Annotated in this window: 1 protein-coding gene and 1 pseudogene; both read left to right on the plus strand. The window is 73.7% G+C overall.

Annotated elements, in window-relative coordinates:
* Positions 1 to 274, plus strand: a pseudogene (locus AB0K09_RS33130) (TetR family transcriptional regulator); the annotation flags it as partial.
* On the plus strand, positions 271 to 1756 hold a 1486-nt coding region (locus AB0K09_RS33135), incomplete at its 3' end, for an MFS transporter (RefSeq protein ID WP_366069099.1). The pseudogene AB0K09_RS33130 and the gene AB0K09_RS33135, both read left to right, overlap by 4 nt.

Here is a 1756-nt window from a genome sequence, read left to right on the forward strand (position 1 = left end):
CTTCCTCTTCACCGAGAAGCAGCTCTGGGAGGGTGGCGTCAACGAAGGCTGGGACCGGCTCGACGCCCGCGTCCAGGCACTCTTCCAGCGGGGGCAGGAGGAGGGCGTCTTCCGGATCGAACTGTCACCCGCCTGGCTCACCGAGGCCCTCTACGGGCTCATCGGCACCGGCGCGTGGGCCGTGCAGGACGGCCGGGTGGCGGCCAGGGACGTCAGCCGCATGGTCTCCGAGCTGCTGCTCGGCGGCGCCCGGCGGCGGAGGATGGAGCCGTGAGCAGTAAGACCCTCTCCCCGGCGTCCGGCGCGGACGGTGCGGCCGAAGCGCCGCGCCCGGGCCGCTGGCTCGCTCTGTCGGTACTCGCCCTGGCCGTCCTGCTCGTCGCCGTCGACGCCACCGTCCTCGGCCTCGCCACCCCCTTCCTCAGCGAGGACCTGCAACCCTCCGGCACGCAGCTGCTGTGGATCGGCGACGTCTACTCCTTCGTCATCGCCGGCCTGCTCGTCTCCATGGGCGGCCTCGGTGACCGCGTCGGCCGCAAGCGGCTGCTGCTCTGCGGTTCCGTGGCGTTCGGTGCGGTCTCGGTGCTCAACGCCTACGCGTCCAGCCCCGAGATGATGATCGCCGCCCGCGCCCTGCTCGGCGTCGCGGGCGCGACGCTGATGCCGTCGACCCTCGCCCTGATCCGCAACATCTTCACCGACCCCCAGGAGCGCAGCCTCGCCATCGGCATCTGGGGCGCCATGGCCTCGGCGGGCGCGGCCGTGGGTCCGGTCGTGGGCGGCTTCCTGCTGGAGAACTTCTGGTGGGGCTCGGTCTTCCTGATCAACCTGCCGGTCATGGCCGTTCTCGTGCTCGTCGGCATCCGGCTGCTGCCCGAGTCCCGCGACCCCGCGCCGGGCCCGTGGGACCTGCTCAGCGTCGTGCTGTCCATGACCGGCGTCATCGGCGTGGTGTACGCGATCAAGGAGGGGGCCACCGAGGGCCTCACCGGACCGGCGGTCGCCGCGGCCGTCACCGGGCCGCTGGCGCTGCTGTGGTTCGTACGCCGCCAGCTGAAGCTTCCCGCACCCCTGCTGGACATGCGGCTCTTCCGCCACCGGGGCTTCTCCGGCGCCGTGCTGGCCGACCTGCTCACCATCCTCGGCCTGTCCGGGCTCGTCTTCTTCCTGTCGCAGTTCCTCCAGCTGGTGCAGGACCGGGACCCGCTGGAGGCGGGCCTGGCGGAGCTGCCGACCGCCGTCGGCGCGGTGACGGCGGGCCTGCTGGCCGGCCGGGCGGCCCGGCGCTGGTCGGTGCGGTCGGTGGTGGCCGGGGGACTGGCGGCCATCGGCGTGGCCCTGGCGCTGCTCTGCTGGCTCCGGGCGGACAGCCCGTACACCCTGCTCGGCGCGGTGCTGGTGATCGTCGGCGTCGGCGCGGGCTTCTCCTTCACCGTCACCGCCGACGTGATCCTCTCCAGCGTGCCCAAGGAACAGGCGGGCGCCGCCGCGGCCGTCTCGGAGACGGCGTACGAACTCGGGGCGGCCCTCGGTATCGCGCTGCTCGGCTCGATCGTCACCGGCGTCTACCGCGGCTTCGCCGTCCCCGCGGGTGTGCCGGCCGGCGCCGCGGCCGAGGCGCACGAATCCCTCGGCGGAGCCGTCGAGGCGGCGACCTCGCTGCCGGCCGACACCGGGCAGGCGCTGCTCTCCCAGGCGCAGGAGGCCTTCGTGGACGGCCTCCGCCTCGCCTCCGCCGTCAGCGCCTTCGTCCTGC

Origin of the sequence: Streptomyces sp. NPDC049577 (assembly GCF_040675635.1) — a bacterium.
In the GTDB taxonomy this organism is placed as follows: domain Bacteria; phylum Actinomycetota; class Actinomycetes; order Streptomycetales; family Streptomycetaceae; genus Streptomyces.